The organism is Sulfitobacter sp. SK025 (genome assembly GCF_003352105.1).
GTDB classification, from domain to species: Bacteria; Pseudomonadota; Alphaproteobacteria; order Rhodobacterales; family Rhodobacteraceae; genus Sulfitobacter; species Sulfitobacter pontiacus.
Map to the genome: position 1 here is coordinate 710,815 of NZ_CP025808.1, position 23,105 is coordinate 733,919.

The following is a 23,105-nucleotide window of genomic DNA, read 5'->3' on the forward strand; positions in this document are numbered from 1 at the left end:
GCCATCTAGAAAGGAACAACAGGGAGACCCCTTATGAAAATCGCCTTTCAGATGGACCCGATCGGGGACGTGAACATCAACGCGGACAGCAGCTTTCGCCTGGCCGAGGAAGCACAGGCGCGCGGGCACGCGCTTTTCTACTACACCCCCGATCACCTCGCCTATCAAGAGGGGCGCATAACCGCGCGGGGGCATGATCTGACCGTGCAACGGGTACAGGGTGATCACGCCACCTTGGGGCCTGAACGCGAGGTTGATCTGGCGGATTTCGACGTTGTCTGGCTGCGGCAGGATCCGCCGTTCGACATGCATTATATCACCTCGACCCATTTGCTGGACCGTCTGAAAGAGACAACGCTGGTGGTGAATGACCCGTTCTGGGTGCGGAACTACCCCGAAAAACTGCTGGTGCTCGATTTCCCGCAGCTGACCCCGCCGACCACAATCGCCCGTGATCTGGACACGATCAAAGCGTTCAAGGCGAAACATAAGGATGTCATCCTCAAGCCACTATACGGGAACGGGGGCGCGGGTGTCTTCCGTCTGGACACGAATGATCGCAACCTCAGCTCTTTGCACGAACTGTTCACCGGTTTCTCGCGCGAGCCGTTGATCGTACAGAAATTCCTGCCGGCTGTGTCCAAGGGCGATAAACGGGTGATCCTGGTGGATGGCGAAGCCGTCGGGGCCATCAACCGCGTCCCGGCAGAGGGGGAAACCCGGTCGAACATGCATGTGGGCGGCCGCCCCGAGAAGGTCGGCCTGACAGAGCGTGACCTTGAAATTTGCGCCGCCATCGGCCCGTTGCTACGCGAGAAAGGGCAGATTTTCGTCGGCATCGATGTCATTGGCGACTATCTGACAGAGATCAACGTGACCTCCCCCACGGGCATACAAGAACTGGAACGTTTCGACGGCACCAATATCGCGGCCAAGATATGGGAAGCGATCGAGCGTAAGCGCGCATGAGCTTGCTGCGCCCTCTGCTGAACGGCTATTTACGTTTGGTAGAGAAGCGCAAGCTGGCGCGCACGCGCGACGTGCTCAAGATACGTCGTGATTTCGCGAAAACCGCGCGGCTGCTGTTTCGGGCACCGCGCGGCACTCAGATCACCCGCAGCCGCTTGGTTGGCGCGGGCGATGTTCTGCGGGTGACCCCTGCGCAAACACGCTCTGATCTGGTGATCTTTTACATTCATGGGGGCGGTTTCGTGTTTGGCAGCCCCGATACCCACGGGGCGATGCTGGGGGCCTTGGCGCAGCGTCTGGGGGCTGTGGCGGTATTGCCCTACTATCGTCTTGCCCCCGAAGCGCCGTTTCCCGCCGCAATCGAAGATGTCGCCACGGCCTATCAGGCGTTGCTCGACAGCGGTGTGTCGGCGCAGAATATCATTGTCGGCGGCGATAGCGCTGGCGGCGCGCTGGCGTTCAATCTGCTTAGCCGGCTTTGTGCAGGCAGTGGCCCCCTGCCGCGCGCGCTTTTTGCCTTTTCACCGCTGACCGATTTTCTGCACGAGGGGGCCAGCTTTCGCGAGAATGCGGCACGAGAGGCCGTATTGCCCGCCGCGCAGGCCGGTCTTATGGCAGAGATGTATCTGGCCGGTGCCGACCCCCGAGATCCTGATATAAGCCCCTTGCTTGCGACCTATCCGGGGGCACCGCCAGTCTGGATCACCGTCGGGTCCACAGAGATTCTACGCGATGACGCGCGCCGGATGGCAGCGCATTTGCGGGATCAAGGTGTTAGCGCGTCGTTGGAAGAGAAGCATGACCTGCCCCACGTCTGGCCGATCTTCCACAATACCCTGCCCGAAGCACGGGTCACGCTGGACGCATTGGCGCGCTGGATCACGCAACTGCCACCGACGGCAACCGAAAGCTGAGCGCTTCGGCCAGATGCGGTTTGCGCACGTCGCCAGCCCCGTCCAGATCCGCGATGGTGCGCGCCACACGCAATACCCTGTGATACCCACGCGCCGATAGGTGAAACCGCTCTGCCGCGCGGGACAGCAGGTGCCGCGCCTCCGTATCCGGGGCGGCGATCTGTTCCAGTAGGTCCCCTTCGGCATCTGCGTTCAGGGCCGCTGTGGGATGGTCGGCAAACCGGTCGTGCTGGCGGCGGCGTGCGGCTTGCACCCTTTGGGCGACTTCCGCCGAGCCTTCCGCACTGGGGGGCAGGTCGAGGTCGGTATATCCCACGGGCGGCACATCGATGCGCAGGTCGAAGCGGTCACGCAGCGGGCCTGAAACGCGGTTCATATAATCCTCTCCGCAAGCGGGGGCTTTGCTACATGCGCGGGATGGATCGCTGAGATAGCCGCATTTGCAGGGGTTCGCTGCGGCGACGAGCATGAATTTGCACGGGTATTTCACATGTGCATTGGCGCGGGCGATCATCACCTCGCCCCTCTCAACGGGTTGGCGCAGGGTTTCCAGCACGGTGCGCGGAAATTCGGGGAATTCATCCATGAACAGCACGCCGTTATGGGCAAGGCTGACCTCTCCCGGTTTGGCCAGCCGCCCGCCGCCAATGATCGCCGCCATAGACGCCGTGTGGTGCGGTTCGCGGAACGGGCGCAGACGAGAGATGCCGCCGTCATCCAGAAGCCCGGCAAGCGAGTGGATCATAGAGGTGCTGAGCGCCTCTTGTGGGGTCAGCGGGGGGAGGATGGAGGGCAAACGCGCCGCCAGCATGGATTTACCCGAGCCGGGCGTGCCGACAAACATCAGGTGATGACGTCCCGCGGCCGCGATTTCCAAGGCGCGTTTGGCGCGTTCCTGACCTTTGACATCACGCAGGTCATGCTGGCTGGGGCTTTGCGAGACTTCGCCGGGGGTGGCAGGCGGCAGCGGGGTTTGGCCGGTATAATGCCGCACCACCGCGCCGAGGCTGGGGGCCGCGATCACCTGCGCATTGCCGACCCAAGCCGCTTCGGCACCAGAGGCAGCGGGGCACAGCAGGCTACGCCCGTTTTCCGCCGCAGCCATCGCCGCAGGCAGTGCGCCGATCACGGGGATCAGGCTCCCGTCCAGCGACAGTTCGCCCAAGGCGACGGTGCTTTGGATGACATCATTCGGCAGGATATCGATCGCCCCCAGCAGGGCCAGCGCGATCGGCAGGTCGAAATGGCTGCCTTCTTTAGGCAGGTCGGCAGGGCTGAGGTTGATCGTGATCCGTTTGCTGGGCAGGGCGATGGCCATCGCACCAAGCGCGGCGCGGACCCTTTCGCGCGCTTCCGACACCGCTTTGTCGGGCAGGCCCACGATTGAAAAGGCGGGCATACCGGCAGAGAGCGCGCATTGCACCTCGACGATGCGCGCGTCGATGCCCTGGAATGCGACCGTATATGCCCGTGCGACCATTCTACCCCTGATGCCTTGCGATACCTCAGGGGTAGGGCGGGGGTGTTTAATAAGCGTTAACGGGTGTGGAAAGCGCGGGATTTGAGTTTAATTGGCAAAATGAAGGTAGGGGCGGGGCCGTCAGACCTGATGGTTGATGGTGCCGATGTCCCACCCCTGCGGGGTGATGTGTATATCCGTGACCGACAGGTTGTCGATCTTATGGGCCATCGCGGCATGGGCATCCACGCCAAGCGCGCGCTGGACCTGTGTCAGGATCACGCCGAAATGCGCCACGGCGATGATATCTGTGTTCGGATGGGCGTGTGTGATCCGGTCAACGGCGGTGTTGATCCGGCGGGCCGCGTCGTTCCAGCTTTCGCCTTCGGGGGCGGCGATGTCACCCGGTGTGGTCCAATAGGCGCGGCTGAGCTCGGGGTGGCTTTGCGATACATCGCGGGCGTGCATGCCGTCCCACAGCCCGAAATCAAGCTCGCGCAGGTCGCGGTCATGGGGCAGGCGCAGGCGGCTGGCAGAGGCCAGCGTATCGGCGGTGGCAGAAGCGCGGATAAGGTCCGAGGATACCATCACGGCCCTCTGCGGGAGATGCGCGTTGAGCCGCCCGAGCTGTGCGACATCGGACAGATCGGCAGGGACATCGCGCCAGCCGACAAAGTTTTTCTCGTGGGTCGGGCCGTGGCGCACCCAATGCCAGATAGTCATGATCAGCGCGCCTTATTCGCCCAGTGGTTTGCGATCTATTTAGCGTCATTGTCACAAAGTCAAAGCAAGCTGCGCGGAAAAAAGCCGATTCTTTTTCGATTCCGCGTGAACCAACTGGCGGTTTTCCGCGTTTAGATGAAAAAGGCGCAGACAGATGTGCCTCAATAGTAGGGATGGACATCATGACGCTGGCGCAATCACGTGAATTTTCTTTGACCCGCACCGCAATGAAAGCAGAGCTTTTGGATGCGGAGACAGAACTGAAGCTTGCCTATGCCTGGCGGGACGAACGCGACGAGGAAGCGCTGCACCGGCTGATCACAGCTTACATGCGTCTAGCTATCTCGATGGCGGGTAAATTCAAGCGCTATGGCGCGTCGATGAACGATCTGATCCAAGAGGCCGGATTGGGCCTGATGAAAGCTGCCGACAAATTCGACCCCGACCGCGGGGTGCGCTTTTCCACCTATGCCGTCTGGTGGATCAAGGCGAGCATTCAGGACCACGTCATGCGCAACTGGTCGATGGTGCGCACCGGCTCTACGTCCTCTCAGAAATCGCTGTTCTTCAACATGCGCCGCGTACAGGCACGCCTTGAGCGAGAGGCCCAGGCCGCGGGCGAGACCCTGGACAAGCATCAGCTGCGTCAGATGATCTCTACCGAGATTGGCGTGCCGATGCATGACGTCGAGATGATGGAGGGGCGTTTGTCCGGCTCTGACTTCTCGTTGAACGCGACGCAATCCGCCGAGGACGAGGGCCGCGAGTGGATCGACGCGCTGGTCGATGATAGTGCGCAGGCCGCCGAACGTATCGAGGAAAGCCACGACACGCTGACGTTGCGCAGCTGGCTGTTGTCGGCGATGCAGGCCCTGAACGAACGCGAACAATTCATTGTGCGCGAGCGCAAGCTGCGCGACCAGCCACGCACGCTTGAAAGTCTGGGTGCCGAGCTGAGTCTGTCGAAAGAACGCGTGCGCCAGCTGGAGGCCGCGGCCTTTGGCAAGATGCGCAAAACGCTTGAGACACAATCCTCCGAGGTGCGCCACTTCCTGATGTGAGCCCCCAGATATGATCCCGCGTCTGCGCGCGCTGCCGCAGGAACGGGCTGGCGGAAAATGAACCGCCCCCCTATGGTCGGGACGAATACCGACGACGGGGGCGATCATGCTGGCTGGCAAACATATTCTGCTGATAATCGGGGGCGGCATTGCCGCTTTCAAATCCCTTGATCTGATCCGTCGCCTGCGCGAACGCGGGGCCACTGTGACGCCCGTGCTGACCCGCGCGGGCGAAGAGTTTGTGACGCCTTTGTCCGTTTCGGCGTTGGCGGGGCAGAAGCTGTATCGCGACTTGTTCGATTTGGGCGACGAGGCCGAGATGGGGCATATCCAGCTAAGCCGTGTCGCGGATTTGGTTGTGGTGGCCCCTGCCACGGCGGATCTGATGGCCAAGATGGCGAGCGGTGTGGCGAATGATCTGGCCTCTACCCTATTGTTGGCGACAGATACGCCGGTGCTGATGGCGCCGGCGATGAACGTGCGCATGTGGGACCACCCCGCGACGCAACGCAACCTTGCGACCCTGCGCGGTGATGGCATCCATGTGGTTGGCCCGAATGATGGTGATATGGCCTGCGGGGAATTCGGCCCCGGGCGCATGTCTGAACCGCTTGAGATCGTCGCGGCGGTCGAGGCGCAGCTGGCCGATGGTCCGCTAATGGGGCGACGTATTCTCGTGACCTCCGGCCCGACGCATGAGCCGATTGACCCTGTCCGCTATATCGCGAACCGGTCCTCGGGCGCGCAGGGCACAGCGATCGCGCGCGCGCTGGCGGCGTTGGGGGCTCAGGTGATCTTTGTCACTGGCCCTGCCGACGTGCCCCCGCCCGACGGGGTAGAGGTGATCCGCGTGCAAACGGCGCAGCAGATGCAGGAGGCGGTAGAGGCCGCCTTGCCCGTCGACGCAGGCGTTTTTGCCGCGGCGGTGGCGGACTGGCGCATGGCCAGTGCCAGTGATCGAAAGCTCAAGAAATCGAAAGACGGGCTGCCGGTACTGAGCTTTGCTGAAAATCCCGATATTCTGAAAACCGTCAGCGCGGCGGGGGCGCGGCGGCCCAAGTTGGTCGTGGGCTTTGCTGCCGAGACGAATGACGTCGTTGAAAATGCCACGGCGAAACGGCTGCGCAAAGGCTGCGACTGGATCGTTGCGAATGATGTCTCACCGGCGACAGGCATTATGGGAGGGTCGGAAAATGCTGTGACCCTGATCACGGATGCGGGTGCCGAAAGCTGGCCGCGTATGGGCAAGAATCAGGTGGCACAGAAGTTGGCCGCGCGCATTGCAGAAGCGTTGAGCTAGAGTTTTCTTGCCTTCGGCGAGGATTTAGAACCATTTGGAAAGCGCGCGTGCGGTGGAGCGGATGATGAGCGAGATCAAATTCAAACGGGTTAGCGGCAATGATGATCTGCCGCTGCCGTCCTACGCCACTGCCGGAGCGGCGGGAATGGATTTGCGGGCCTTTCTGCCCGACGGGCCGATGAAATTTGTAAAAGGGCAGATCAGTCTGATCTCTATCGGGTTCTCGGTCGAGCTGCCGCGCGGGACAGAGATGCAGATCCGGCCACGGTCGGGCCTGGCGTTGAAGCACGGGTTTCTGATTCCCAATGCGCCCGGCACAGTGGACGAGGATTACCGCGGTGAGGTGAAGGTCGGGCTGTACTATGTAGGGGATGCGCCTTTCGTTATCCGGCATGGGGATAGGATCGCGCAGGCTGTTATTGCGCAGGTTCAACAATACGCCTGTGTCGAGGTCGACGCTTTGTCCGATACCACGCGCGGGGACGGCGGATTCGGCTCTACCGGCCTGAAATAGACTAGGATCGTGAAAGGTTCCGCTGTCGTGAAACTTTCATAAAGCTGAAACGAATGTGAATTAATGCCGCCCTAGGTTCCCCGAAAAAAGGGGAACCGAATGCTTCAGCTTCAAGCCGTCACAAAAACATTTGGCGCGAATACAGCCGTTCACGCAGCGAGCTTTTCCGTCGACCGCCCGATGATGATTGGCATCATCGGCAGTTCCGGTGCCGGTAAGTCGACGCTGCTGCGGATGATGAACTGCCTGACCCCTGCCAGTTCGGGCGAGATTCTGGTCAACGGGCGCGACATCACCAAGCTGCGTGGGGCCGAGAAGCGCGACTGGCAATCCCATTGCGCGATGATCTTTCAGCAGTTCAATCTGGTGCCGCGTCTGGATGTGGTGTCGAACGTGCTGCACGGCACGTTGAACCGCCGGTCGACATTGGCGACGATGTTCAACCTCTACCCCGAGAACGACATCATCCGCGCCATCGATATTCTGGACCGTCTGGGCATTGCCGAGCACGCTCCCAAACGCGCCGAGGCCCTGTCGGGCGGGCAGCAGCAACGTGTCGCCATCGCGCGCGCGCTGATGCAGGACCCCACGATTATTCTGGCCGATGAACCCATCGCCTCGCTTGATCCGATGAACGCGCAGCTGGTGATGCAGGCGCTGCGGGATATCCACGAACAGGACGGGCGCATGGTGATCGCGAACCTGCACACGCTGGACACCGCGCGTCGCTATTGCGACCGCGTGATCGGCATGCGGCAGGGGCGCATCGTGTTTGACGGCACGCCCGCGCAGCTGACCACCGGTGTGGCGCGCGACATTTACGGGGCGGATGCCAGCTTTTCCGAAGCAACGACATCGACCCAGATCGAAACGCTGTCCGCCCGTCCCGAAACGGTGGCGGCGCAATAACCCCAATTATCTTTTCATCCCCAGCCTCCGATCCTCGGGGGCCTATCTGCAAAAAGAGAGACGACCGATGAACAAACTACTTGCTGCTGCTTTCGCGACGACCGCCCTTGCGACGGGTGCTGTCGCCCAAACCGAAGCCATTTCCGAATTCCGCATCGGTATTCTGGGCGGCGAGAACGCGCAGGACCGGATGAATTCGAACGAATGTATGCGCGCCATGACCGAGGATGCCTTGGGCGTCCCGACCAAGCTGTTCGCCCCTGCCGATTATAACGGCGTTATCCAGGGTCTGCTGGGTGGCACGCTGGACATGGCATGGTTGGGTGCTTCCTCCTATGCGGCAGTGTATCTGCAAGACGCCGAAGCGGTCGAGCCTGTGCTGGTGAAAATCAACGTGGACGGGTCCTATGGCTACCACTCCATCGGGTTTGCCCGCGCCGACAGCGGCATCACCAAGCTTGAAGACGTCAAGGGCAAGGTCTTTGGTTTCGGTGACCCGAACTCCACCTCCGGCTATCTGATCCCGTCGATCGAGATCCCCCAGATGGGCGAAGAGATCACCATGGAGTCCGGCGCGTATTTTGGCGAGGTCAAGTTCACCGGCGGTCACGAGCAGACCATCGTTGCGGTCAACAATGGCGACATCGATGCAGGCGTGACCTGGGCTGATGGTCAGGGCAACTGGGAAGACGGCTACAACTCCGGCGCGCTGCGCAAGGCCGTGGACGCAGGCCTGGTCGATATGAACGATCTGGTGGAAATCTGGCGTTCCAAGCCGATCCCTGAAGGCCCCGTCGTGCTGCGCACCAGCCTGCCTCAGGACGTCAAAGACAAGATGACCGCGCTGGTCGACAACCTGTACGAGAACGACCCCGACTGCGCCTATGGCGTGGCGGCGGGCGACAGCCTTGGGTTCGATCCGATCACCCATGACGCCTATGTGTCGATCATCGAAGCCCGCAAGGCAAAATCGAATTGATCCAAGTGATTTAAGCACTGTCGCTGGCTCCGATCCGCATCGGGGCCAGCATTTTTACGTAAGGGCTTCCCATGACCGCGACATCGCAAACCGACCCTGATCTGGCAGGGATTCAGGAAAACTATCTGGCACTGGCCCGATCAAAACGCTGGATGAATCTGGTGCTTCTGATCCTTTTCGTAGCGCTGCTGGTGGGTGGATTTAACACCGCAGGCAACCGCAATGCGGGCGGGTTCTGGGACGGCTTGCCGAATATTCTGGATTTCCCCGCGGATGTGATCGGCGAAGCGTTAGAACGCGGGCACCTGCTGCCCGGCTATATGGCGAAATACCTGCCCTCGCTGATAGAGACGGTGAATATCGCCGCCGCCTCGACCCTGCTGGGGGCGATGGTCGGGCTGTTCTTGTCGCTGATGGTCACGCGCGGGTTGGCTCCGGTGCCGTGGCTTGTGGGCCCTTTGCGCCGCGTATTGGATCTGCTGCGCGCCATACCCGAGATTGTCATCGCGCTGGTGCTGATCTTTCTGCTGGGGGGCGGGCCGGTGCCTGCGATGATCGCCATCGCGCTGCATACCATCGGTGCCTTGGGCAAATTGTTCTCGGAAGTGAATGAAAACGCATCGCTCAAACCGGTAGAGGGTCTTGCCTCTGTCGGGGCGGGGTGGAGCCAGCGCATGTGGCTTGGCGTGATCCCGCAGGTGGCCCCGAACTACATCAGCTATGCGCTCTTGCGGTTCGAGATCAACATCCGCGCCTCTGCGATCCTTGGCTTCGTCGGGGCAGGGGGCATCGGCTATGACCTGCGCAACACCATGAGCTGGGGGCAGGGCAAATTCGACGAGGCCGCTGCCATCTTCCTGCTGCTGTTCCTGACGATTGTGATCGTCGACCAGCTTTCTTCTGTTTTCCGTAACCGTCTGACCCACGGCCTGCCGAGCGCAAAGGTGACCCTATGACCGCGACCGCCCTTCACACCCAGACGATGGTCCATTTCTCGCGCAAGCGGATGGCTGCGCTGGCGCTGCCCGTGATCGTTCTGGCCTATTTCGTCTATATCTTCTTTGCCTTCGATATTCCGGGGCTGGGGGATCGGATCAACGTGGGCAATGCCCGCACGCTGGTGGCCGATGCCTATAGCTACAAGACCCATGTCACGCAGGATAACCGCGACGGCGCGTTTTCCGTCGCGATCGAAGGCGAGCGTAAGGGCGCATATGAAGCCGGCACGGCTCCCGATTGGGTCACCTTGGGGGATCGCCCTGTCGCGGATCTGGGGGGCGGTCATATCGTGACCTTTGGCCCGCAGGTCAGCTATGACATCCCGGGCTATGGCACGGTCAGGGCCGAGCCGGGGCAGCGCGGCGTTCAGGCGACATTCCCGCCCGGCGACATCCCCGACTATATCAGCGCGTCCAAGAACCGCGTGATGATCAACACCGAGGCAGGGCGGCTGACGATCACCCGCAACCGGACCGAGGTGTTCAAATACGACTACGGGTGGGAGCTGTTCTTTTTCACGCTCGACAGCCCCTACCACGGGCTGGGCCCGGTCGCGCTGATGGGGCGTGCGTTCAGCGGTGAAGCGGGTGCGATCTTCCATGACTTCTGGACCAACCGCATGTGGCGGCACAGTGATGTGGCCTGGGCGCTTTACGAGACTTTGCTGATGGCCTTTCTGGGCACATTCGGCGCGGCGATCATCGCCCTGCCGCTGGGGTTTCTTGCGGCCAAGAACTTTACCCCGCTGCGATCCTTGCGCTTTGCTGCGCGGCGGATGTTCGATTTCCTGCGCGGTGTCGATGGGTTGATCTGGACCATCGTCCTGTCGCGCGCCTTCGGGCCGGGGCCGCTGACCGGAGCCTTGGCGATCCTGCTGACCGACACAGGGTCTTTCGGCAAGATGTTCTCGGAAGCGCTGGAGAATGTGGACGGCAAACAGATCGAAGGCATCGCCTCTACCGGGGCCAAGCCGCTGCAACGCTACCGCTTTGGGGTGCTGCCGCAGATCGTGCCCGTGCTGCTGAGCCAGGTCCTCTATTTCCTTGAATCCAACACCCGCTCTGCGACGATCATCGGGGCGATCACCGGCGGGGGCATCGGTCTGCTGCTGACGCAAGCGATTGCCACACAGAAGGACTGGGAAGAGGTGACCTATTACATCGTGCTGATCGTGCTCATGGTCATGGCGATGGACAGTTTCTCGGGCTGGTTGCGCCGCAAGCTGATCAACGGTGACGAGGGCGGTCACTGATGCCGCGCCTGACTGCCGACAGCCCCTTCATCCATCCCGACTGCGAGATCAAAGATGCCACATTCGGAGCCTATACAGAGGTCGGGCGCGGGTCGCGGATCGCCCATAGCCAGCTTGGCGATTACAGCTATTGCGACCGCTACGCCGACATTGCCAACACCACCGTGGGCAAATTCTCGAACATCGCGGCCTATGTGCGGATCGGGGCCACAGACCACCCGATGGAAAAAGCCAGCCTGCATCACTTTCACTACCGCGCGGGCGACTACTTTGACGGTGCGGCTGACGATGACGCTTGGTTTGCACACCGCCGCAGCCGGCGCGTTACCCTTGGCCATGACACATGGCTTGGCAATGGCGCACAGGTGCGGCCAGAGGTAACGATCGGCCACGGCGCGGTCGTCGCGGGTGGGGCCATCGTGACCAAGGATGTTGCCCCCTATATGATCGTCGCGGGCATTCCCGCGGTGCCGCTGCGGGCGCGGTTCAGCGCGGGCATCGCTGACCGGATGATGGCGCTGGCATGGTGGGATTGGCCTCATGACGCCTTGCACCGCGCGCTGGATGATTTCCGCGCGCTGTCAGCCGAGGCATTTCTGGAGCGGTACGATTAACGCCACGCGATTTCAGGTATCTGCCAGTGTCAGGGTCACCTTGTCCCCTGCGAACCACGTGCGCCCGTATTCCAGCGGTTGCCCCTGATCATCCACATTCAGGTTGATCGTGCGCAAGATCGGCGCGCCCTCGGCCACCCGTAGGTGCAGCGCCTGGGTGGCGCTGGCGAGCTTGGCGTTGATGCGGGTTGATGAGCGGGTATAATCCGTCACGCCCCCGAGCCGCAGCGCCGCCGTCACCGATTGCGCCTGTTCAAGATGCGCCAGCATGTCGGGGAAGCGCGCGGCAGAGAAGACGCTGCGAAACAGCGCGATCACCTGACCGTCTGCAAAGGACAGCCCCTCGCAGACCTGCACCTGTGCGTTCTGCGCCAGCGCAAGTGCGTCGCTTTCTTCGGGGCGCGCTGTGCGGGTTTCCAACGTCAGGAACTCCTTGCTTGGCATCCGCCCCTGCGCCGACAGGTTCTGGTGAAACCGCACGCGGCGGCCGATGGGGTAATCGGTGGGCGTCGAGGTCACGAACACTCCTGCACCGCGCCGCGGCAACACCAGCCCTTCGCCCGCCAGCGCCTTGATCGCGTGCCGCACCGTGTGCCGGTTCACCCCGAACCGCGTCGCCAGCGCGCTTTCGGTCGGCAGCTTGTCGTCGGGGCCATAGACACCCGCTGCGATGTCGCTGCGCAGGCTATGGGCGATGGCGGTCCAGATCGGGGTGCGTTGGGGCATGTCACAAATATTTCGCAAAAGGAGGGCTTGGCGCTGATCGGCCTCACAGGTAGTATTTGTCTAGTTGTATAGACAACTCGAAAAGGTGTCTAGATGGATATAATGAACTCAGAAATCGACTCTCATGCGCCTCGTAAGGCATGGTTGGGTCTGCTTGCCAAATCCCCCGCCGCCGAGGTCGCGCGCCTTTGGGCTGCCTATGGCTCCCACCCTGATCACAGCATTCTGCGCGCGCCGGAAATTGGCGGCGTAATGGTGCGTGGTCGGGCAGGGGCCGTCGGCGCCGCGTTTAATCTTGGCGAGATGTCCGTCACCCGTGCGTCAGTCAAACTGGGCTGCGGTATGGTGGGTCACGGCTATGTGCAGGGCCGCAGCCAGGATCACGCGCTGCAGACGGCGCTGATTGACGCGCTGATGCAAACCGACGCGGCGGCGCAGGTAGAGGCCGCGATCCTCGCGCCCCTGCGCAAGGGGCGTGACACGGCCAAGGCCACCCGCGCGGCCAAGGCGGCAGCGACCAAGGTGGATTTCTTTACGATGGTACGAGGGGAAGACTGATGCAGACCCATGCTTTGGAGGGCGGCTTTACCGACGCCCCGATCGACGCCGCCCGCGCCTTTCGCGGGCTGATGACCGCCATGGCACGCCCGGGGACGATCTGTGACGTCTCTGGGGCCACACCGCCCGCCCCGCTTGGCGCGGCCGCGGGCACCGCGATCCTGACGCTGTGTGATCCCGATACGCCAATCTATCTCGGCACCGCTTTTGACACCCAAGACGTGCGCGATTGGATCACCTTTCAGACCGGCGCGCCCTTTGTGCCGCCCGCACAGGCGATGTTTGCCGTCGGGGCTTGGGATGAACTCCCGCTTTGCGAATTTGCCATCGGCACAGCCGAATATCCCGACCGGTCAGCGACTGTGGTTGTCGAGGTGCCAGACCTCACGTCTCTGGGTGCGACCCTAAGCGGACCAGGTATCAAGGATACCGCCAACCTGTCGCTGCCGGATACTGCCGCATTCCAACGCAACGCCGCGCTGTTCCCTCTGGGGCTGGATTTCATTTTCACCTGCGCAAACCGGCTTGCGGCGCTGCCACGCACGACGAGGGTCCGCTGATGTACGTTGCTGTCAAAGGGGGCGAGCGCGCCATCGACAACGCCCATGCCTGGCTGGCCGAGGAACGGCGCGGGGACCGTGATGTGGCGGAACTGGGGGTAGACCAGATCCGCGAGCAGATGACGCTCGCCGTTAATCGGGTGATGGCGGAAGGGTCGCTGTATGATCCCGACCTTGCTGCGCTGGCGATCAAACAATCGCGCGGTGATCTGATAGAGGCGATCTTTCTGATCCGCGCCTACCGTACCACGCTGCCGCGTTTTGGCGGCTCTAACCCGGTGGATACGGCCACCATGGCCTGCGACCGCCGCGTGTCGGCCACATTCAAGGATGCACCCGGTGGGCAAGTACTGGGGCCGACATTTGACTACACCCACCGTTTGCTGGACTTCAAACTCGCCGCCGATGGCGAGCTTGGCGAGATGCCGCAAACAGAGCCTAATGCAGGCGAAACGCCGCATATCATGGGGTTCCTTGATCGCGAGGATCTGATCCAGTCGGAACCCGCAGGGGCGGACACACCGGACGATCTGACCCGCAGCCCGTTGGAGCTTCCGGCGAGCCGTGCCCTGCGTTTGCAGGCTCTAACACGGGGGGATGAGGGGTTTATCCTTGGCATGGCCTATTCCACCCAACGGGGCTATGCGCGCAACCACGCCTTTGTGGCAGAGCTGCGCATCGGTGCGGTCGCGGTCGAGATGGAGATCCCCGAGCTCGGCTTTGCCATCGACATCGGCGAGATCACCCTGACCGAATGCGAAACCGTCAACCAGTTCAAAGGCTCGAAAACCGAACCGCCGCAATTCACGCGCGGCTACGGGCTGGTCTTCGGGATGACGGAGCGCAAGGCGATCTCTATGGCGCTGGTCGACCGCGCGTTGCGCTGGAAAGAATTGGGCGAGGATAACCTAGGCGCGCCCGCGCAGGACGAGGAATTTGTGCTGTATCACGCCGACAACATCCAGGCGACGGGGTTTCTGGAGCATATCAAACTGCCTCACTACGTCGACTTCCAATCCGAACTGGAGCTGATCCGCAAACTGCGCCGCGAGGCACAGGCATCAGAGCAGGCGGCGGGACAGACCGACGGGAAGGGCCCCTCCGGGGGGAGTTTAAAGGGCAAAATGAAGGAAGGGGTAGCGTCATGAGCGACTATAACTTCGCCTATCTGGACGAGCAGACCAAACGCATGATCCGCCGCGCTATACTGAAAGGATTGGCGATACCGGGGTATCAGGTGCCTTTTGCCAGCCGCGAGATGCCGATGCCCTACGGCTGGGGCACGGGCGGTGTGCAGGTTTCGGCAGCGGTACTGACGCCCGAGGACCGGTTCAAGGTGATCGATCAGGGCGCCGATGATACGACCAATGCAGTCTCTATCAGGCGGTTTTTCGAGAAAACGGCGGGTGTCGCCGTGACCGAGGCCACCACAGAGGCCAGCGTCATACAGACCCGTCACCGCATCCCCGAAACACCCCTGCGCGAAGACCAGATCCTTGTCTATCAGGTGCCGATCCCCGAACCCCTGCGGTTTCTTGAACCGTCAGAGGTCGAGACACGCAAGATGCACAGCCTTGAGGAATACGGATTGATGCACGTGAAACTTTACGAAGACATCAGCCAGCACGGCGCGATTGCCACGGCCTATGCCTATCCGGTGAAGGTCGAGGGGCGCTATGTCATGGACCCGTCCCCGATCCCCAAGTTCGATAACCCCAAGCTCGAGATGGCGGGTATCCAACTGTTCGGCGCAGGCCGCGAACAGCGCATCTATGCGGTGCCGCCCTATACGCAGGTGGTCAGTCTGGACTTTGACGATTATCCGTTCGAGCCGACCAAGGCGGATCATGCCTGTGACCTATGCGGCGCGACGGACAGCTATCTGGACGAGCTGATCATGGATGACGCCGGCGGGCGGATGTTCATGTGTTCGGATACGGATTACTGCGGCGCGCGGCGTGCGGCGGGGCATCTGGGGGCGCAGGGCACCCCCTTGGCGGAGGACGCGGCATGACCCCTTTGTTGCAAGTGGAAGGCATCGCCAAGATGTACGGCGCACGGATCGGCTGCACCGATGTGTCGTTTGATCTTTATCCGGGCGAGGTGATGGGCATCGTCGGGGAAAGCGGGTCGGGCAAGTCGACGCTTCTGAACTGTTTGGCAGGGCATTTGCAGCCTGACGCCGGGGCCGTCCGTTTCGACACCCGCGCCGAGGGCCTGCGCGATACGGTCACGATGAGCGAGCCTGAACGCCGCATGTTGTCGCGCACCGATTGGGCCTTTGTGCATCAGCACGCCCGCGACGGGCTGCGCATGAATGTCAGCGCAGGCGGCAATGTGGGCGAGCGGCTGATGGCCGTGAACGCGCGCCATTATGGCGACATCCGCGATAAGGCGATCGACTGGCTGGGCCGCGTCGAGATCAGCGCCGACCGGATTGACGACCGGCCCACGGCATTTTCCGGCGGCATGCAGCAGCGCTTGCAGATCGCGCGCAATCTGGTGACTGGCCCGCGGTTGGTGTTCATGGATGAACCCACCGGCGGTCTGGATGTCAGCGTGCAGGCGCGGCTGCTGGATCTGCTGCGGGGTCTCGTGCGCGAGATGGGGTTGAGCGCCATAATCGTCACCCATGATCTGGCTGTGGTGCGTTTGCTGGCCGACCGGCTGATGGTCATGAAAGACGGCCATGTGATCGAAAGCGGGCTGACCGATCAGGTGCTCGACGATCCGCAGCATGCCTATACGCAGCTTCTTGTTTCCTCTGTCCTACAGGTATGAACCCGATGATTACTGTTGAAAACGTGTCGAAATCTTTTGTGTTGCACAATCAGGGGGCTGCCGAAATCTCTGTTATGGCGGGGGCGTCGCTGTCGGTGGCACAGGGGGAGTGTATCGCTTTGGTCGGGGCCTCGGGGGCGGGTAAATCGACCCTGATGCGGATGATTTACGGCAATTACCTGACCCAGTCGGGGCGCATTATGGTGGGCGATCTGGATGTCGTGACCGCGGCACCAAGGCAGGTGATCCAGCTGCGCCGCACCACATTGGGCTATGTCAGCCAGTTCCTGCGGGTTGTGCCACGGGTATCGACGCTGGACGTGGTGGCAGAGCCGCTGATGGCCACCGGATCTGATCGCGCCAGTGCCGAAGCGCAGGCGAAAACCCTTTTGCAGAGACTGAATATACCCGAACGTCTGTGGCAGCTGAGCCCCACGACCTTCTCGGGCGGCGAGCAGCAGCGCGTCAATATCGCACGCGGTTTTGCCTACCCCTATCCCGCGCTATTGCTGGATGAACCGACCGCCAGCCTTGATCCCGTGAACCGCGCCACCGTGCTAAAGATGATCGCCGAGGCGAAGGCGCGTGGCGCTGCCATCATCGGGATTTTTCACGACCACGCCGCGCGCGACGAAATTTGCGACCGGCAGTTTGACGTGACCCGGTTCACCCCGGGGCTGGCCGCATGACGGGGCGGTTCATTGCAGTCGTCGGGCCTTCTGGTGTGGGGAAAGACAGCGTGATGGAGGGGCTGGCCGCGGCGGACCCGTCGCTTTGCCTTGCGCGGCGCGTGATCTCGCGGCCCGCAACCCTTGGCGGAGAAGCATTCGACGGCGTGTCGGAGCGTGCCTTTAGGAAGGCAGAGGATGACGGTGCGTTTATCCTCAGCTGGCATGCGCATGGTTGGCACTACGGCATCCCGCAGTCCGTCGCGCTAGAGGTGGCGCAGGGGCGCGATGTGCTGGTGAACCTGTCACGGGCCGTCCTGCCACAGGCACAGGCCCTCTTCGCGCGGTTTTGCGTGATTTTGCTGCGAGCGGATCATGACATCCTCGCCGCCCGTCTGACGGCGCGCAACCGCGAGGACGCCGCCGAGATAGAGCGCCGCCTGGCCCGTGCGGATTTCGCCATGCCCCTCGGTATTCCCCATCAGGTGATCGACAACAGCGGTCCCTTGGCGCAGACCATTGCCACGATACGCCAGCACCTTTCCCAGACAGCCTGCGACGCTGGCCAGTCCAATCAGAAGATGATGCCATGACCCAAGAGACAATTTTCGCCAACGCCCGCCTGATCCTGCGGGATCGCGTCGAGACCGGAACGCTCCGCATCGCAGACGGGGTAATCACCGACATCGATTTCGGCACCGCCGTGCCCAAAGGCGCGCAGGACATGCAGGGCGACTACATCGCGCCCGGTCTGGTCGAACTGCACACCGATAATCTGGAACGGCATATGTCGCCGCGCCCCAAGGTCGACTGGCCGCACCGCGCGGCCATCCTCGCCCACGACCGTGAACTGGCGGGCACCGGCATCACCACCGTGTTCGATGCGATCCGCGTCGGGTCGATGATCTCGGCCGAGCACCAGTACCAGAGATATGCGCGCGGCATGGTCGATACCATTCTGACGATGCGCGCCGCCAGAGCCCTGCGGATTAGTCACCACATCCACCTGCGGGCCGAGATCTGTTCGGAAACGCTGGCCGAAGAGCTGGCCGAATTCGGCCCAGAGGATCGCGTTGGCATCGTCTCTATGATGGACCACACGCCGGGTCAGCGTCAGTTCCGCGATCTGTCGAAATTCGAGGCGTATGTGCGCGGCAAACACAGCTTTGATGCCGCCGCCTTCCAGCGTCATGTGGACTATCTATACGACGTGCAAAAGCAATATGGCAAAACCCACGAGGCCGCGACCGTTGCTGCAGCCACCCGATATGGCGCAGCGCTTGCCAGCCACGACGACACCACCGCCGAGCAGGTCGAGACGAGCCACCGCTACGGCGTCCGGCTTGCCGAGTTTCCCACCACGATCGAGGCGGCGCATAGCTGTCATGCCAATGGGATCGCGACCATCATGGGCGCGCCAAACGTCATTCGCGGCGGGTCGCATTCGGGCAATGTCGCCGCCCTTGATCTGGCGAAGGCGGACCGGCTGGATATCCTGTCGTCCGACTACGTGCCCGCGGGCCTGTTGATCGCGGCATTGCAACTGGGGGATCTGTGGGGGGATCTGGCGCGCGGGCTCGCGACGGTCACCCACGCGCCTGCACAAAGCGTCGGGCTGACGGACCGCGGCACGATCAAGGTCGGCGCACGCGGCGATGTGATCCGGTTTGCGCGGCTCGACGGCTTGCCGATCCTGCGCGAGACATGGGTCGAAGGGCAGCGCGTCTTTTGACCTGATGCAGCGGCGCGACGCTTGCGGCGCTCTGGCGGGCAGGGCGTAGCTTTGGGGTTGGTGTCGGCGGAAAAATGCTTAGGTTGCCGCTTTAGGGTCTGAACACCCGGAAACAAAGCGGGGGCCTTATGCGCCAATCATTCATGCAACCACATCCCCATGTCACCGGCGGAGGCGTCTGATGCTGTTGGTGCTGGGACTGGCCGCGTTGATCTGGGGCGCGGGGGCTGCGTTCGGCCAGCCGCGCGACCGGCGCGTCGTGGTGTTGGGCATGCTGTTTGGTCTGGTGATCGGGTTGAACCTCTTGCTGCCCGCAGCGCACCCCTTGCGCGTGGCGACCGGCGGCTCGTCAGCCCCGTGGCTGCTGCTGACGGGATTTCTGCTGCTGATCTTTGGCTATAGCTGGGTGTTGAACCGCCTGCGCGCCCGCGCCGAACCGGTGGCCGCACCGACGCCCGCCGCGCAAACCGGCACATTCTCGGAAACGGAGCTGAACCGCTATGCCCGCCACATCGTGCTGCGCGAGGTCGGCGGACCGGGGCAGAAGGCGCTGAAGCAGGCGCGGGTGCTGGTCATTGGCGCGGGTGGGCTTGGCGCGCCGGTGCTGCAATACCTGACGGCGGCCGGTGTCGGCACGATTGGTGTGATCGATGACGATGTGGTCGAGAATGCCAATCTGCAACGGCAAGTGATCCACAAGGACAGCGCCATCGGCACGCCCAAGGTCTTTTCAGCGCAGGCCGAGATGGAGGCGCAGAACCCTTTTGTCACCGTGCGCCCCTATCACCGCCGCCTGACGGAAGACATCGCGGCAGAGCTTTTCGCCGACTACGATCTGGTGCTGGACGGCACCGACAATTTCGACACCCGCTATCTGGTGAACCGCACCTGCGTCGCCGCAGGGCTGCCGTTGATTTCAGGCGCACTGTCGCAATGGGAAGGGCAGCTCAGCATCTTTGACCCCTCCAAGGGCGCGCCGTGCTACCAGTGCATCTTCCCGCAGGCCCCGGCGGCCCATCTTGCCCCCAGCTGTGCGCAGGCCGGGGTGATCGGCCCCTTGCCCGGCGTGATCGGCGCGATGATGGCATCCGAGGCGATCAAGCTAATCACCGGTGCCGGTGCCCCGCTGCGTGGGCAAATGCTGATGTATGATGCGCTTTACGGCGAGAACCGCGTGATCGGCGTCTCCAAACGCGACGACTGTCCGATCTGCGGGAACGCGGGCGAATAGACGACCCGTCATGGCGGCTTGGTGCGCGGGTATTGCGATTGTATTGCCCCGCCGCAGTGCATAGCTTGATCCGTAAAGGAGACCGCCATGACAAACCCTTTGCTACAGGATTGGGACACCCCGTTTCAGATCGCCCCTTTCGACAAGATTTCCGACGATGATTTCGCCCCCGCGCTGGACGAGGCCCTGCAGACCCACCGGATGGAGATCGACGCCATCGCCGACTGCGAATACGATCCGACGTTTTCCAACACGATCGAGGCGCTCGAGGAAGCAGGCAGCCAGCTGGACCGCGTGTTGGGCGTGTTCTTCACCGTCGCAGGGGCCGACAGCAACCCCACGCGCGAAGACCTGCAGCGCAAATTCTCGCCGCTGCTGTCTGCGCATTTCTCTGACATCTCAAGCAACAAGGCACTGTTTGCGCGTGTGGCCTCCGTCTGGGAAAATCGCGACAGTTTCGATCTGACGCCCGAACAGGCACGGGTGCTGATGCTGACCCACCGCGGCTTTGTGCGCGCGGGCGCGGCGCTGGAGGGTGCGGATGATGCGCGGATGAAAGAGATCAAGAACCGGCTGGCGGTGCTGGGGACGCAGTTCACCCAGAACCTGCTGGCGGATGAACGCAGCTGGTTCATGCCGTTGGAGGAATCCGATCTGGAAGGGCTGCCCGACTTTGTCATCGATGCCGCCCGTGCGGCGGGCGAGGAGAAAGAGGCAGGCGCGCCGGTCATTACTCTTTCGCGGTCATTGATCACACCGTTCCTGCAATTCTCGCCGCGCCGCGATCTGCGCGAAAAGGCGTTTCTCGCCTGGCAGTCCCGTGGGGCCAATGGCGGCGAGACCGATAACCGCGCCATCGCTGCCGAGATCCTCGCCCTGCGCGAGGAACGGGCCAAGCTTCTGGGCTATGACAATTTCGCGGCTTACAAGCTGGAAACAGAGATGGCGAAAACACCCAAAGCGGTGCGCCAGCTGCTGATGGATGTCTGGACCCCGGCAAAGCGCCAAGCGCAGGCGGACGCCGAGGTGCTGACCCGTATGATGCATGACGATGGCGTGAACGCCGATCTGGCCCCGTGGGACTGGCGCTACTATGCGCAGAAACGGCGCGTGGCAGAGCATGATCTGGATGAAGCCGCGTTGAAACCGTATTTCCAGCTGGACCGGATGATCGACGCGGCCTTCGACTGCGCCACGCGATTGTTCGCTCTCGAATTCAAGCCCCTCGACGTGCCGCTCTATCACCCCGATTGCCGCGCGTGGGAAGTGACCCGCAATGGCGAACATGTGGCCGTGTTCATCGGTGACTACTTTGCCCGCGGATCGAAACGGTCGGGCGCGTGGTGCAGCGCCATGCGGTCTCAGGCGAAATTCCCCGACGTGCAGTCGCCCGTCGTGATCAACGTGTGCAACTTTGCCAAAGCCGCGCCCGCGCTGCTGTCCTATGACGATGCACGCACGCTGTTTCATGAATTTGGCCATGCGCTGCACCAGATGCTGTCGGATGTGACCTACGAATCCGTGAGCGGCACATCGGTCGCGCGTGATTTTGTCGAACTGCCCAGCCAGTTGTTCGAACATTGGCTCGAAGTGCCCGACGTGCTCAGCCAATTTGCCACCCACGCCAGAACAGGCGACCCCATGCCGCCCGAGATGCTGGAAAAGGTGCTGGGGGCCGCGAATTTCGACATGGGGTTCGCCACGGTCGAATATGTCGCCTCTGCGCTGGTAGACCTCGAATTCCACGACGGTGCGGCGCCTGCCGATCCGATGGAGAAACAGGCGCAGGTGCTGGCCGATCTGGGCATGCCGCCGGCAATCACCATGCGCCACGCCACGCCGCAGTTTGCCCATGTCTTTTCTGGCGACGGCTATTCCAGCGGCTACTACAGCTACATGTGGTCCGAGGTGATGGACGCAGACGCCTTCGCCGCCTTTGAAGAGGCCGGTAGCGCCTTTGATCCCGACCGCGCCGCCGCGCTAGAGCAGCACATCCTGTCCACCGGCGGCAGTCAGGACGCGGCGGAACTGTACAAGGCGTTCCGTGGCCGGTTGCCGGGGGTAGAGGCTTTGCTGAAGGGGCGCGGTCTGACAGCGGGCTGAGCGCCCGCGGCCGGCCTGCCTTCGGCGAGAGTTTAGGAGGCAAAATGAAGGGGCGCGCGGCTGCAGCTTCATTTTGCCAAATAAACTCAAATTCCGCCCTTGATACGGGGCGGGTCAGTAGCCTTTGGCGCGATCCACCAGATGCAGGAAATCCTCGCCTGCTTCGCCGCGGCGGATGTTTTCGACGATGGCCTGTGCAGCGGTTGTCGCGCGGGTCTCGGCGGCGATGTGGGGTGTGACGGTGACCTTGGGATGCGCCCAATAGGGGTGGTCTGCGGGCAGGGGCTCGACACGGAACACATCCAGCGTGGCATGGGCGATCTGGCCGCTGTCGAGCGCTGCCAGCAGCGCGTCGTCATCGATCAGCGCGCCGCGGCCGGGGTTGATGATACAGGCACCAGCGGGCATTTGCGCCAGCGTCTCGGCATTCAGCGTGTTTTCGGTATCGGGCGTGTTGGGCAACAGTAGCACCGCGATCTCGGCACGGCGCAGGGCATCTGCGCGCCCGGCGTCCCCATGCAGGCAGGTGACGCCCGCGATGTCCTTGGGGCTGCGCGACCAGCCGGTGACGTTGAACCCCAGATAGACCAGAGTTTCCGCCACCGCTGCGCCCAAGGCCCCCAGACCCAGAATAGTGACCTGTCGTTCCTGTGCCAGCGGTGGGGTGCGCGGGGTCCAATCGGTGTCCGTTTTGCGAATGTCCGCGTCCAGCCCCAGATGATAGCGCATCACATGGCCCGTGACCCATTCCACCATCCCCTTGGTCAGCCCCGGGTCCACCATCCGCGCCAGAGGAATCTTCAGCGTCGCGTTATTGGTGATGTTTTCCACCCCCGCCCAGAGGTTCAGCACCGCCTTGGCCCGCGGGTAGGGCGTGAAATCCTGCAAGGGGCTGTTGGGGGCATAGACGATGTAGTCCACGTCTTGCGGGGCGATATCCGTTGATAGGTGAGCCGCGATCCCCGCGGCATCAAGCGCTTGGCGCAGCGGCGTTTCATATGTCACCCAGCGTTCGGGGCGCGCGGCGAAAAGGATATTGAGGGGCATGGGCTT

At 62.4% G+C, this 23,105-nt stretch carries 24 protein-coding genes; 20 read left to right on the plus strand and 4 right to left on the minus strand.

Annotated features, from left to right (window positions below; genetic code table 11):
- The first annotated feature begins 33 nt into the window (after positions 1 to 33).
- Positions 34 to 969 (plus strand): glutathione synthase, encoded by a 936-nt coding sequence (gshB, locus tag C1J04_RS03365; RefSeq protein ID WP_009825956.1) that lies wholly within the window; start codon positions 34 to 36, stop codon positions 967 to 969.
- Positions 966 to 1,883, plus strand: a complete 918-nt coding sequence (locus C1J04_RS03370; RefSeq protein ID WP_009825957.1) for an alpha/beta hydrolase — start codon at positions 966 to 968, stop codon at positions 1,881 to 1,883. Before gshB ends, C1J04_RS03370 begins: the two co-directional genes overlap by 4 nt.
- Here the strand turns inward: C1J04_RS03370 and C1J04_RS03375 are convergent.
- Positions 1,849 to 3,363: a YifB family Mg chelatase-like AAA ATPase gene (locus C1J04_RS03375; protein ID WP_009825958.1), complete on the minus strand. Its 1,515-nt coding sequence runs from the start codon at positions 3,361 to 3,363 to the stop codon at positions 1,849 to 1,851. The two genes, C1J04_RS03370 and C1J04_RS03375, sit on opposite strands and share 35 nt — an antisense overlap.
- 120 nt (positions 3,364 to 3,483) lie before the next feature.
- The gene (locus C1J04_RS03380) at positions 3,484 to 4,065 is read right to left on the minus strand and encodes a histidine phosphatase family protein (RefSeq protein ID WP_009825959.1); all 582 of its coding nucleotides are present in this window, start codon (positions 4,063 to 4,065) and stop codon (positions 3,484 to 3,486) included.
- 173 nt (positions 4,066 to 4,238) lie between these two features.
- Here C1J04_RS03380 and C1J04_RS03385 point away from each other — a divergent pair, with 173 nt between their 5' ends.
- The 8 genes from C1J04_RS03385 to C1J04_RS03420 all read left to right on the plus strand — a co-directional run bounded on the left by C1J04_RS03385 (position 4,239) and on the right by C1J04_RS03420 (position 11,693).
- The gene (locus C1J04_RS03385) at positions 4,239 to 5,126 is read left to right on the plus strand and encodes an RNA polymerase factor sigma-32 (RefSeq protein WP_009825960.1); all 888 of its coding nucleotides are present in this window, start codon (positions 4,239 to 4,241) and stop codon (positions 5,124 to 5,126) included.
- A 106-nt stretch (positions 5,127 to 5,232) separates the two neighbouring features.
- Positions 5,233 to 6,426, plus strand: a complete 1,194-nt coding sequence (gene coaBC, locus C1J04_RS03390; protein ID WP_009825961.1) for a bifunctional phosphopantothenoylcysteine decarboxylase/phosphopantothenate--cysteine ligase CoaBC — start codon at positions 5,233 to 5,235, stop codon at positions 6,424 to 6,426.
- Between the two features lie 64 nt (positions 6,427 to 6,490).
- The gene (gene dut, locus C1J04_RS03395) at positions 6,491 to 6,940 is read left to right on the plus strand and encodes a dUTP diphosphatase (RefSeq protein ID WP_037954570.1); all 450 of its coding nucleotides are present in this window, start codon (positions 6,491 to 6,493) and stop codon (positions 6,938 to 6,940) included.
- A gap of 99 nt (positions 6,941 to 7,039) precedes the next feature.
- Positions 7,040 to 7,849 carry a phosphonate ABC transporter ATP-binding protein gene (gene phnC / locus C1J04_RS03400; RefSeq protein ID WP_009825963.1) on the plus strand — a complete coding sequence of 270 codons (810 nt, stop codon included), beginning with the start codon at positions 7,040 to 7,042 and terminating at the stop codon, positions 7,847 to 7,849.
- A gap of 67 nt (positions 7,850 to 7,916) precedes the next feature.
- Positions 7,917 to 8,828, plus strand: coding sequence for a phosphonate ABC transporter substrate-binding protein (gene phnD / locus C1J04_RS03405; protein ID WP_009825964.1), 912 nt, complete (start codon positions 7,917 to 7,919; stop codon positions 8,826 to 8,828).
- 71 nt (positions 8,829 to 8,899) lie between these two features.
- Positions 8,900 to 9,784, plus strand: coding sequence for a phosphonate ABC transporter, permease protein PhnE (gene phnE / locus C1J04_RS03410; protein WP_009825965.1), 885 nt, complete (start codon positions 8,900 to 8,902; stop codon positions 9,782 to 9,784).
- A complete protein-coding gene (gene phnE, locus C1J04_RS03415) occupies positions 9,781 to 11,079 on the plus strand; it encodes a phosphonate ABC transporter, permease protein PhnE (protein ID WP_009825966.1) in 1,299 nt (432 codons plus the stop codon). Before phnE (C1J04_RS03410) ends, phnE (C1J04_RS03415) begins: the two co-directional genes overlap by 4 nt.
- Entirely contained in the window at positions 11,079 to 11,693 is a 615-nt protein-coding gene (locus tag C1J04_RS03420) for a chloramphenicol acetyltransferase (RefSeq protein WP_009825967.1), read from the plus strand. Before phnE (C1J04_RS03415) ends, C1J04_RS03420 begins: the two co-directional genes overlap by 1 nt.
- A gap of 12 nt (positions 11,694 to 11,705) precedes the next feature.
- Here C1J04_RS03420 and phnF read toward each other — a convergent pair whose 3' ends face one another.
- Positions 11,706 to 12,419, minus strand: coding sequence for a phosphonate metabolism transcriptional regulator PhnF (phnF, locus tag C1J04_RS03425; RefSeq protein WP_114865244.1), 714 nt, complete (start codon positions 12,417 to 12,419; stop codon positions 11,706 to 11,708).
- Between the two features lie 102 nt (positions 12,420 to 12,521).
- On the opposite strand from phnF, the gene phnG reads away from it, so the two are divergent.
- The 10 genes from phnG to C1J04_RS03475 all read left to right on the plus strand — a co-directional run bounded on the left by phnG (position 12,522) and on the right by C1J04_RS03475 (position 22,052).
- The gene (gene phnG, locus C1J04_RS03430; protein WP_009825969.1) at positions 12,522 to 12,977 is read left to right on the plus strand and encodes a phosphonate C-P lyase system protein PhnG; all 456 of its coding nucleotides are present in this window, start codon (positions 12,522 to 12,524) and stop codon (positions 12,975 to 12,977) included.
- A complete protein-coding gene (phnH, locus tag C1J04_RS03435) occupies positions 12,977 to 13,537 on the plus strand; it encodes a phosphonate C-P lyase system protein PhnH (protein ID WP_009825970.1) in 561 nt (186 codons plus the stop codon). The genes phnG and phnH overlap by 1 nt, the downstream gene beginning before the upstream one ends.
- Positions 13,537 to 14,685: a carbon-phosphorus lyase complex subunit PhnI gene (locus C1J04_RS03440; RefSeq protein ID WP_114865245.1), complete on the plus strand. Its 1,149-nt coding sequence runs from the start codon at positions 13,537 to 13,539 to the stop codon at positions 14,683 to 14,685. The genes phnH and C1J04_RS03440 overlap by 1 nt, the downstream gene beginning before the upstream one ends.
- Positions 14,682 to 15,551, plus strand: coding sequence for an alpha-D-ribose 1-methylphosphonate 5-phosphate C-P-lyase PhnJ (locus C1J04_RS03445; protein WP_009825972.1), 870 nt, complete (start codon positions 14,682 to 14,684; stop codon positions 15,549 to 15,551). Before C1J04_RS03440 ends, C1J04_RS03445 begins: the two co-directional genes overlap by 4 nt.
- Entirely contained in the window at positions 15,548 to 16,318 is a 771-nt protein-coding gene (gene phnK, locus C1J04_RS03450) for a phosphonate C-P lyase system protein PhnK (protein WP_005851310.1), read from the plus strand. Before C1J04_RS03445 ends, phnK begins: the two co-directional genes overlap by 4 nt.
- Before the next feature lie 5 nt (positions 16,319 to 16,323).
- Positions 16,324 to 17,007: a phosphonate C-P lyase system protein PhnL gene (phnL, locus tag C1J04_RS03455; protein ID WP_037954574.1), complete on the plus strand. Its 684-nt coding sequence runs from the start codon at positions 16,324 to 16,326 to the stop codon at positions 17,005 to 17,007.
- Positions 17,004 to 17,579 carry a phosphonate metabolism protein/1,5-bisphosphokinase (PRPP-forming) PhnN gene (gene phnN / locus C1J04_RS03460; RefSeq protein WP_009825974.1) on the plus strand — a complete coding sequence of 192 codons (576 nt, stop codon included), beginning with the start codon at positions 17,004 to 17,006 and terminating at the stop codon, positions 17,577 to 17,579. Before phnL ends, phnN begins: the two co-directional genes overlap by 4 nt.
- On the plus strand, positions 17,576 to 18,718 hold the full coding sequence (locus tag C1J04_RS03465) for an alpha-D-ribose 1-methylphosphonate 5-triphosphate diphosphatase (protein WP_009825975.1): 1,143 nt from the start codon (positions 17,576 to 17,578) through the stop codon (positions 18,716 to 18,718). Before phnN ends, C1J04_RS03465 begins: the two co-directional genes overlap by 4 nt.
- A gap of 181 nt (positions 18,719 to 18,899) precedes the next feature.
- Entirely contained in the window at positions 18,900 to 19,949 is a 1,050-nt protein-coding gene (locus tag C1J04_RS03470) for a HesA/MoeB/ThiF family protein (protein ID WP_009825976.1), read from the plus strand.
- Positions 19,950 to 20,036: 87 nt separating this feature from the next.
- Positions 20,037 to 22,052: a M3 family metallopeptidase gene (locus C1J04_RS03475; RefSeq protein WP_009825977.1), complete on the plus strand. Its 2,016-nt coding sequence runs from the start codon at positions 20,037 to 20,039 to the stop codon at positions 22,050 to 22,052.
- Positions 22,053 to 22,166: 114 nt separating this feature from the next.
- Here the strand turns inward: C1J04_RS03475 and C1J04_RS03480 are convergent, their stop codons facing one another.
- Positions 22,167 to 23,099 (minus strand): 2-hydroxyacid dehydrogenase, encoded by a 933-nt coding sequence (locus C1J04_RS03480; RefSeq protein WP_009825978.1) that lies wholly within the window; start codon positions 23,097 to 23,099, stop codon positions 22,167 to 22,169.
- Positions 23,100 to 23,105 lie beyond the last annotated feature (6 nt).

Bases quoted from the DNA above. Each gene is read 5' to 3' on its own strand.
- gshB (WP_009825956.1), top strand. From the start codon at position 34: ATGAAAATCGCCTTTCAGATGGACCCGATCGGGGACGTGAACATCAAC.
- C1J04_RS03370 (WP_009825957.1), top strand. From the start codon at position 966: ATGAGCTTGCTGCGCCCTCTGCTGAACGGCTATTTACGTTTGGTAGAG.
- C1J04_RS03375 (WP_009825958.1), bottom strand. From the start codon at position 3,363: ATGGTCGCACGGGCATATACGGTCGCATTCCAGGGCATCGACGCGCGC.
- C1J04_RS03380 (WP_009825959.1), bottom strand. From the start codon at position 4,065: ATGACTATCTGGCATTGGGTGCGCCACGGCCCGACCCACGAGAAAAAC.
- C1J04_RS03385 (WP_009825960.1), top strand. From the start codon at position 4,239: ATGGACATCATGACGCTGGCGCAATCACGTGAATTTTCTTTGACCCGC.
- coaBC (WP_009825961.1), top strand. From the start codon at position 5,233: ATGCTGGCTGGCAAACATATTCTGCTGATAATCGGGGGCGGCATTGCC.
- dut (WP_037954570.1), top strand. From the start codon at position 6,491: ATGAGCGAGATCAAATTCAAACGGGTTAGCGGCAATGATGATCTGCCG.
- phnC (WP_009825963.1), top strand. From the start codon at position 7,040: ATGCTTCAGCTTCAAGCCGTCACAAAAACATTTGGCGCGAATACAGCC.
- phnD (WP_009825964.1), top strand. From the start codon at position 7,917: ATGAACAAACTACTTGCTGCTGCTTTCGCGACGACCGCCCTTGCGACG.
- phnE (WP_009825965.1), top strand. From the start codon at position 8,900: ATGACCGCGACATCGCAAACCGACCCTGATCTGGCAGGGATTCAGGAA.
- phnE (WP_009825966.1), top strand. From the start codon at position 9,781: ATGACCGCGACCGCCCTTCACACCCAGACGATGGTCCATTTCTCGCGC.
- C1J04_RS03420 (WP_009825967.1), top strand. From the start codon at position 11,079: ATGCCGCGCCTGACTGCCGACAGCCCCTTCATCCATCCCGACTGCGAG.
- phnF (WP_114865244.1), bottom strand. From the start codon at position 12,419: ATGCCCCAACGCACCCCGATCTGGACCGCCATCGCCCATAGCCTGCGC.
- phnG (WP_009825969.1), top strand. From the start codon at position 12,522: ATGAACTCAGAAATCGACTCTCATGCGCCTCGTAAGGCATGGTTGGGT.
- phnH (WP_009825970.1), top strand. From the start codon at position 12,977: ATGCAGACCCATGCTTTGGAGGGCGGCTTTACCGACGCCCCGATCGAC.
- C1J04_RS03440 (WP_114865245.1), top strand. From the start codon at position 13,537: ATGTACGTTGCTGTCAAAGGGGGCGAGCGCGCCATCGACAACGCCCAT.
- C1J04_RS03445 (WP_009825972.1), top strand. From the start codon at position 14,682: ATGAGCGACTATAACTTCGCCTATCTGGACGAGCAGACCAAACGCATG.
- phnK (WP_005851310.1), top strand. From the start codon at position 15,548: ATGACCCCTTTGTTGCAAGTGGAAGGCATCGCCAAGATGTACGGCGCA.
- phnL (WP_037954574.1), top strand. From the start codon at position 16,324: ATGATTACTGTTGAAAACGTGTCGAAATCTTTTGTGTTGCACAATCAG.
- phnN (WP_009825974.1), top strand. From the start codon at position 17,004: ATGACGGGGCGGTTCATTGCAGTCGTCGGGCCTTCTGGTGTGGGGAAA.
- C1J04_RS03465 (WP_009825975.1), top strand. From the start codon at position 17,576: ATGACCCAAGAGACAATTTTCGCCAACGCCCGCCTGATCCTGCGGGAT.
- C1J04_RS03470 (WP_009825976.1), top strand. From the start codon at position 18,900: ATGCTGTTGGTGCTGGGACTGGCCGCGTTGATCTGGGGCGCGGGGGCT.
- C1J04_RS03475 (WP_009825977.1), top strand. From the start codon at position 20,037: ATGACAAACCCTTTGCTACAGGATTGGGACACCCCGTTTCAGATCGCC.
- C1J04_RS03480 (WP_009825978.1), bottom strand. From the start codon at position 23,099: ATGCCCCTCAATATCCTTTTCGCCGCGCGCCCCGAACGCTGGGTGACA.